Below are 8,173 nucleotides of genomic sequence, written 5' to 3'. Positions count from 1 at the left end.
ATTGGCCTGCTGGTTAAGCTCGGCATAGCTCAAGCGCTGCTCACCGAAAAGCACCGCCACCGCCTGCGGCGTGCGCAAGACCTGCGCCTCGAACAAACCATGGATGCTCTGCTGAAGGTTGTAATCAACGTCAGTGGCATTGAAATCATCCAGCAAATGCCGACGCTCATCCTCCGCCAACAAATCGACCTGCTCCAGCAATGCCTGATCGTTGCTGACCATGGCCTGCAACAATTGCTGCAAGTAGCCGGCATAACGCTGGATCGTCGATTCATCGAACAGCGCCGTGGCGTATTCCAGCGAACCCCGGATCATGCCCTCGGCTTCGCCAAGGGTCAGCGACAGATCGAACTTGGCAAAGTGGCTCGGCTCGGCCACACCCTCAAGTGTCAGATCACCGAGAGCCAGGGTCGCACCGCTGCCGCTGTCCCAACTCAGCAATGTCTGGAACAACGGACTGTGGGACAGGCTGCGCACCGGCCGGGTGATTTCCACCACCTGTTCGAACGGCAGATCCTGATGGGCCTGCGCCTCAAGGGTGCGAGCCTTGACCCGGGCCAGCAACGCCTCGACGCTCAACGCACCCGAGGTGTCAATGCGCACGGCCAGCGTGTTGACGAACAACCCGATCAGCCCTTCGATCTCCGCCCGGTTGCGATTGGCGACCGGTGAGCCAATCACCACGTCCGACTGCCCGGACAAGCGACCGAGCAACATCGCCCAGGCGCTCATTACCGCCATGTACGGCGTCACACCGTGGCGTTGGCACAGCGCCTTGAGACCTGCGCTCAAGCGTTCGTCCAGCCGTACGTCGACACTGCTGCCGGCGTAATCCTGCAAGGCCGGACGTGGCCGATCGGTCGGCAGCATCAGCAAGGCCGGCGCACCGGCCAGGGTCTGCCGCCAGTAGTCGCTCTGACGCTGCAAGACTTCGCCACTCAACCAGCGGCGCTGCCACGCGGCGTAATCGGTGTATTGCAATGCCAACGGCGGCAGCGGATCGGCCTCGCCGTGGCTGAACGCCTGGTACAGCGCCATCAGTTCGCGAGTCAGCACGCCCATCGACCAGCCGTCGGAGACGATGTGGTGCAGGGTCAGCAGCAACACATGATGATCATCGGCCAGCCGCACCAGACGCCCGCGAATCAACGGATCGTCCTGCAAATCGAACGGCCCCGAGGCTTCACCCTGAATCAGTGCGAGCAAGGCGTCGTCGGCCTGCGGGTGCCGGCGCAAGTCTTCGACCCGCAGCAGCACGGCGCTGTCGAGTGGCGCGATCAGCACCTGAGCTTCTTCGTTGTACTGTGCGAAACGGCTGCGCAGGGTTTCGTGACGCTCGACGATCCGCGCCAATGCCCGTTGCAGGGCGGCCTCATCGAGACGCCCGCGCAGGCGCAGGCCGAGGGGAATGTTGTAGGCCGTGTTCGCCCCTTCCAGTTGCGCCATGAACCACAGTCGTTGCTGGGCGAACGACAACGGCAGCGCGCCCTCACGCGGCACCGGCATGATCGCCGGTTGCGTGCAGCGTCCGGCCCGGGCCAGCACCTCGGCGACCGCTGCCAGTTCGGCATTGGCGAACAGCTCGGCAAGGGTCAGTTCCACCCCCAGCCGCTGGCGAACCTGGGACAGCATGCGCATTGCCAGCAACGAGTGACCGCCCAGTTCAAAGAAATGATCCTGACGCCCGACCTGTCCGACCTGCAGCACTTCGGCCCAGATCTGCGCCAGCGTGGTTTCGAGTTCACCTTGCGGTGCCTGATAGTCGCGGGTGAACAACGCGCTGCGATCCGGCACCGGCAAGGCCTTGCGGTCGACCTTGCCGTTGGCGGTCAGCGGCAGGATGTCGAGCCTGACGAAGGCCGCCGGCACCATGTACTCCGGCAGTTGGGTCAGCAGGTGCGCCCGCAGTTCGGCCACGGCCAGCGGCTCGACCTGTGGCTGTTCGGTGAAGTAAGCCACCAGCCGCACCTGGCCGGGCTCGTCTTCGCGGGCCACCAGCACCGCTTCCTGGATGCCGAGCAACTGGTTGAGGCGGGTTTCGATTTCACCCAGTTCGACACGCACGCCACGGATTTTCACCTGATCGTCATTGCGCCCCAGATACTCGATGGAGCCGTCAGCACGCCAGCGCGCCAGGTCACCGGTGCGATACATGCGCCCACTGTTGAACGGGTCGCGCAGGAAGCGCTCTTCAGTCAGGTCCGGACGATTCAGATAACCCCGGGCCACACCGGCGCCCCCCACATAAAGCTCCCCGGCCACGCCGACAGGCACGGGCCGCTGCTGCTCATCGAGCAGATACACCGTGCCGTTGGCGATCGGTTTGCCGATGTGCAGCGCCTGCCCCGCTTCGACAATGCCCGAAGTGGCAACCACCGTGGCCTCGGTCGGGCCGTAGTTGTTGACCACGTCGAACGTTTGCTTGCGATTGAACTGACGCAGACGGTCACCGCCGATCAGCAAGGTGCGCAAGGTGGGGTGTTCGAGGTTCTGGCTGAAGGCGTACTCGGCCACTGGCGTGGGCAGGAAACTCACGTCCAGCGGCTGCGCGCACCACCATTCGAGCAGCGCGTCGACGTCCTCGCTGCCATCGCGGGCCGGAGCCAGGTGCAGGGTCGCACCGGTACACAGGGCCGGCCAGACTTCCCACGCCATGGCATCGAAACCGAATCCGGCAAGGCTCGACGTGTGGCGACCGGCGCACAGGTCGAACGTTTTGCAGTGCCAGTCGACGAGGTTGCTCAACGTGTGGTGTTCGACCATCACGCCCTTGGGCAGACCGGTGGAACCCGAGGTGTAGATGACGTAGGCCAGGTGTTCGCTGGTCATGCCCGGCACCTGCGGATTGCCGGTTTCGGTGTCCGGCCAGGCCTGCAAATCGAGGTCGATCACCGGCACGTCCAGCGCCGGCAGTCGTTCACGCAAATCACTCAGGCAGAGCACCGCCACCGGGGCGCTGTCGCTCAACAGATAGTTCAGCCGCTGTGCCGGGTGCGCCGGATCCACCGGCACATAACCGGCGCCGGCCTTGAGAATGGCCACCAGCCCGACCAGGGTATCCAGACCACGCCGGGCGACGATGGCCACGCGATCATCAGGACGGACACCCAGCCCGATCAAGTGGTGGGCCAGCATGTTGGCCTGCCGGTTCAGCTCGGCAAAGGTCAACGCCTGCCCCTGACAGACCGCCGCGACCGCCTCGGGCCGCTCGATCACTTGTGTTTCGAATCGCTGTGCAATGGTCAGCCCCGACACAAACTCCGCATGCGTGTCGTTGAATGTCACCAGCAACTGTTCACGCTCGTGGGCCTGCACCATCTCGAGCTGTTCCACCTGCGCCTGATCGTTGACGACCATCGCGTGCAGCAATTGCTCGAAGTAGCCGACATATCGCTGGATCGTCGATTCATCGAACAGCGCCGTGGCGTATTCCAGCACGCCGCGAATGCCATCGCGGGTTTCGCCCAGGGTCAGCGACAGGTCGAACTTGGCGAAGCGGGTCGGACCGGCCACGCTTTCCAGTGCCAGCTCACCCAGCTCCAGCGCCGGTCCGACGCTGTTCTCCCAGCTCAGGGTGGTCTGGAACAGCGGACTGTGGGACAGGCTGCGCGCCGGCCGGGTGACTTCCACCACCTGCTCGAACGGCAGGTCCTGATGGGCCTGAGCCTGCAGCGTCAGCGTCTTGACCCGGGCCAGCAGCGCCTCGACGCTGAGCTCGCCGGAGGTGTCGATACGCAAGGCCAGGGTGTTGACGAACAGCCCGATCAACCCTTCGATTTCCGCCCGGCCACGGTTGGCAATCGGCGACCCCACCACCACGTCGGATTGGCCGGACAAACGACTGAGCAACAGCGCCCAGGCGCTCATCATCGTCATGTAGAGCGTCACGCCATGACGCTGGCTCAGCGCCTTGAGTCCGGCGCTCAGGGGCTCGTCCAGCCGGAAATCGACACTGCTGCCGGTGTAATCCTGCTGCGCCGGACGCGCACGGTCGGTCGGCAGCACCAGCAAGGTCGGAGCCCCGGCCAGGGTCTGCTGCCAGTAATCGCTCTGCCGCTGCAGTACTTCGCCGCTCAACCAGCGGCGTTGCCAGATCGCGTAGTCGGCATATTGCAGCGCCAGTGGCGGCAGCGGATCGGCCTCCCCCTGACTGAACGCTTGATACAACGCCATCAGTTCACGGGTCAGCACGCCCATCGACCAGCCATCAGAGATGATGTGGTGCAGGGTCAACAGCAACACATGGTGATCGTCGGCCAGCCGCACCAGTCGCCCGCGAATCAACGGATCGTTCTGCAAGTCGAACGCTGTCGAGGCCTGTTCATCGACCAGCGCCTGCAGGGTCTCGTCGGCATTTGGATGCTGACGCAGATCCTCGACCCGCAGCAGCACGCCGCTGTCGGCGGCCGCAATCATCACCTGCACGTCATCGTTGTGCGGGATAAAGCGGCTGCGCAGGGTTTCGTGGCGCTCGACGATCCGGGCCATTGCCCGTTGCAGCGCCGCCTCATCGAGATGACCGCGCAAGCGCAGGCCCAGCGGGATGTTGTAGGCGGTATTGACCCCTTCCATGCGGGCCAGAAACCACAGCCGCTGCTGGGCGAACGACAGCGGCAGCGCGCCATCGCGTGGTACCGGCAGCATGGCCGGCTGCGCGCTGCGCCCGGCCAGGGCCAGCACCTCGGCGACCGCTGCCAGCTCGGCATTGGCAAACAACTCGCTCAGGGCCAGTTCGACACCCAGCCGCTGGCGAACCTGGGACACCATGCGCATCGCCAGCAACGAGTGGCCACCCAGTTCGAAGAAGTGATCCCGGCGCCCGACCCGCTCGACCTGCAGCACTTCACCCCAGATTCGTGCCAGCGCAATTTCCAGCTCGCCGTGCGGTGCCTCGTACTCGCGAGTGAACAAGGCCGCGCGATCCGGCGCCGGCAAGGCCTTGCGGTCGACCTTGCCGTTGGCGGTCAGCGGCAACACGTCCAGCCGGACGAAGGCCGCTGGCACCATGTACTCGGGCAATTGCGCCAGCAGGCAGGCACGCAGCTCGGCCACCGGCTGCGGCTCGACCTGAGCCTGTTCGGTGTAATACGCCACCAGACGCGGTTGACCGGGTTCGTCTTCGCGAGCCAGCAATACCGCTTCCTGAATACCGGGGAGCCGGTTGAGACGGGTTTCAATCTCGCCCAGTTCGATGCGCACGCCGCGAATCTTCACCTGATCGTCATTGCGCCCCAGGTACTCCAGGGTGCCGTCGTCCTGCCAGCGTGCCAGGTCACCGGTGCGGTACATGCGCCCGCCGTTGAACGGATCGTCGAGAAAGCGCTCGGCCGTCAGCTCCGGACGATTCAGATAGCCCCGGGCAACCCCGGCGCCACCGACATACAGCTCCCCCGCCACACCGATGGGCACCGGGCGTCGCTGCTCATCCAGCAGATACACCGTGGCATTGCTTACCGGGCGACCGATATGCAGCGTCTGCCCGGCTTCGACCTTGCCCGAGGTCGCCACCACCGTGATTTCGGTCGGGCCGTAATTGTTGATCACATCGAAATGCCGGTGACGGTTGAACTGCCGCAGGCGATCCCCGCCAATCAGCAGCGTACGCAAGGTCGGATGTTCGAGGTTCTGACTGAAGGCATATTCGGCCACAGGGGTCGGCAGGAAGCTCACGTCCAACGGTTGCGCACGCCACCAGTCGAGCAAGGCGTCGATGTCTTCGTTGCCGTCGCGGGCCGGGGCCAGGTGCAGCGTCGCACCGGCACACAGGGCCGGCCAGACTTCCCAGGCCATGGCATCGAAGCCGAACCCGGCAAGGCTTGACGTGTGGCGACCGGCACAGAGATCGAATGCGCCACAATGCCAGTCAACGAGGTTGGACAAGGTGCGGTGTTCGACCATTACGCCCTTGGGCAGACCGGTCGAACCCGAGGTGTAGATCACGTAGGCCAGGTGCTCGGCGGTCAGCCCCGGCACCTGCGGATCGAGGGCGAGACTCAGTGGCCAGGTGCGGCGGTCAAGGTCGATCACCGGGACGTCCAGAGTCGGCAACCGATCACGCAGATCGCTCTGGGTCAGCACTACTGCCGGGGCGCTGTCGCTGAGCAGGTAGCTCAGGCGCTCGGGCGGATGCGCCGGATCGACCGGCACGTAACCGGCCCCGGCCTTGAGAATCGCCAGCAGCCCGGCCAGCGTATCGAGCCCTCGGCGCGCGACGATGGCCACGCGATCATCGGGGCGAACGCCCAGGCTGATCAGATGATGCGCCAGGGCATTGGCGTGCAGGTTCAGCTCGGCGTAGGTCACTTGTTCACCAAGGAACACCGCCGCCACCGCTTCCGGCCGTTCGATGACTTGCGCTTCGAAACGCTGATGAATGGTCAACCCTTGCGGATAGTCGACCCGGGGGGCGTTGAAGTCGCGCAGGATCTGCTCGCGCTCAGTGTCCGGGAGGATCGAAACTTGGCTGACCGGCGAATCCGGTGCCTGCTCCAGCGCGGACACCAGACCGTTCAGGGCACCGAGCATGTAGTCGCACACCCGTTGCGGGTCGACTTCAGTGGTGGCAAGCAGGGTCAGGCTGAAGGCGTCGCCCAGGTCATCGATACTCAGAGTCAGCGGATAGTTGGTGCGTTCTTCCGAGTGCAGGGTGGTGATGCCTTCCCATGCGGACAGGGTTTGTGCGCTGGCCGATGCAGCGCCATGGCTGTGACGGTAGTTGAGCAAGGCGCTGAACAGCGGCGTCGGCGCGGCCACGCTGCTGCAGCGCTGGGCCAGCGCCAGCGGCGCGTGCTCATGGCGCATCAAGGTGGTCAGGCGTGCGTGGGTTGCCTGCACGGCGCTGCGCACGCTCTGAGCAACGACGTCCACCCGCACCGGCAAGGTGTTGATGAAAATGCCCAGCGCCCGGTCGGTGGCTTCGGCGCCTTGCAGACGCCCCATCAGCACCGTGCCGAACACCACCCGTTGCTTGCCGGCAAGCGTCGCCAGCACCTGCGCCCAGGCCAGGTGGAACAGACTGGCCGCGCTGACCCCGAGCTGACGTGCCTGCCCCCGCAGGCGTTGGCCCAAGGCCGGCTCGACCGGCACGCTCAGTTCGGTGATGCCGTGTCCATCGCCCTGCACATCCTGCAGGCCGAACGGCAAGGTCGGCTCGTCGATGTCACCGAGCATGTCGCGAAAGAACGCCTCGTGCTCGGTTTCGCTGACACCCAGCCGCGCCTGCGCCACGTAATCACGAAACGCGACCGGCCGCCCCAGCAGATTGCCCTGCCCCGTGAGGAACGCGCGCATCTCATGGCGCACCACATCGAGCGCCGAGTGATCCAGCGCCATGTGATGGAACAGCAGCGTTGCCACCACCTGTTGCCCGGCGGCGTCCCACGCATGGGCCAGACGCATCATGGGGGCACGGCTCACGTCCATGCGAAATGCCCGGGCATCGAAACGCTCGTGCAAGTACGCCAGCGCATCGCCTTTGGCGTCGATCTCTTCCACCGGCAGTTCGGCGTGACGCCAGACCACTTGCTGCGGCGTATCCAGCCCTTCCCACACCACCGCCGTACGGAGAATGTCGTGGCGATCGATGACCGCCTGCAACGCCTCGACGAACGCGTTCAAGCGCCCGCGATCAGCAAAGGCGAAATGCGCCTGCATCACATAGGGATCGCCCTGGGTGGCGCTGACATGGTGGTAAAGAATGCCTTCCTGCAAAGGCGCCAGCGGGTAGATGTCCTGCACGTTGGCGGCCCCGCCCGGCACGTCGGCGACCAGACGGTCGATGGTTGCCTGATCGAGTTCGGCCAGGGTCAGCATCCCCGGGGTGATATGCGTGGTGCCGGGTGCAATGCCATTGGCCGGCACGTCGACCTGACCGCTTTTGGTCGCTGAATATTGCCCGGACTTGATCAGCTCGATCAGCGCCGGTTTGTGTTCGCGCAACAGCGCCAGCACCGCCGGATCGCTCAGCGCCTGTTTGTTGCCCTGTACGCGCAACTGGTCGTCGGTGACCGCCAACTGGATGTCTTTCGCTTTAAGTGATGCCAACAGTTCGATCACGTTCACAAGACGATCTCCATTCTTTCGGTAATTGCGGCGTAACCGGCCAGGGTCGGTTGTTCGAACAACGCCCTGACTTCGGCTTCCATGCCTTCCTGACGTAAACGGCTGATCAGAC

The 8,173-nt window shown here is 64.7% G+C and carries 1 protein-coding gene; it reads right to left on the bottom strand.

Annotated elements, in window-relative coordinates:
- On the bottom strand, positions 1-8,061 hold an 8,061-nt coding region (locus ACK6BI_RS27865), incomplete at its 3' end, for an amino acid adenylation domain-containing protein (protein WP_409319646.1).
- Positions 8,062-8,173: the final 112 nt, after the last annotated feature.

It is taken from the genome of Pseudomonas sp. KCJK9016, from assembly GCF_046231795.1.
In the GTDB taxonomy this organism is placed as follows: Bacteria; Pseudomonadota; Gammaproteobacteria; order Pseudomonadales; family Pseudomonadaceae; genus Aquipseudomonas; species Aquipseudomonas bananamidigenes.
Note: the sequence above shows the minus strand (reverse complement) of the source record. Positions and strands in the feature narration are given on the sequence as shown.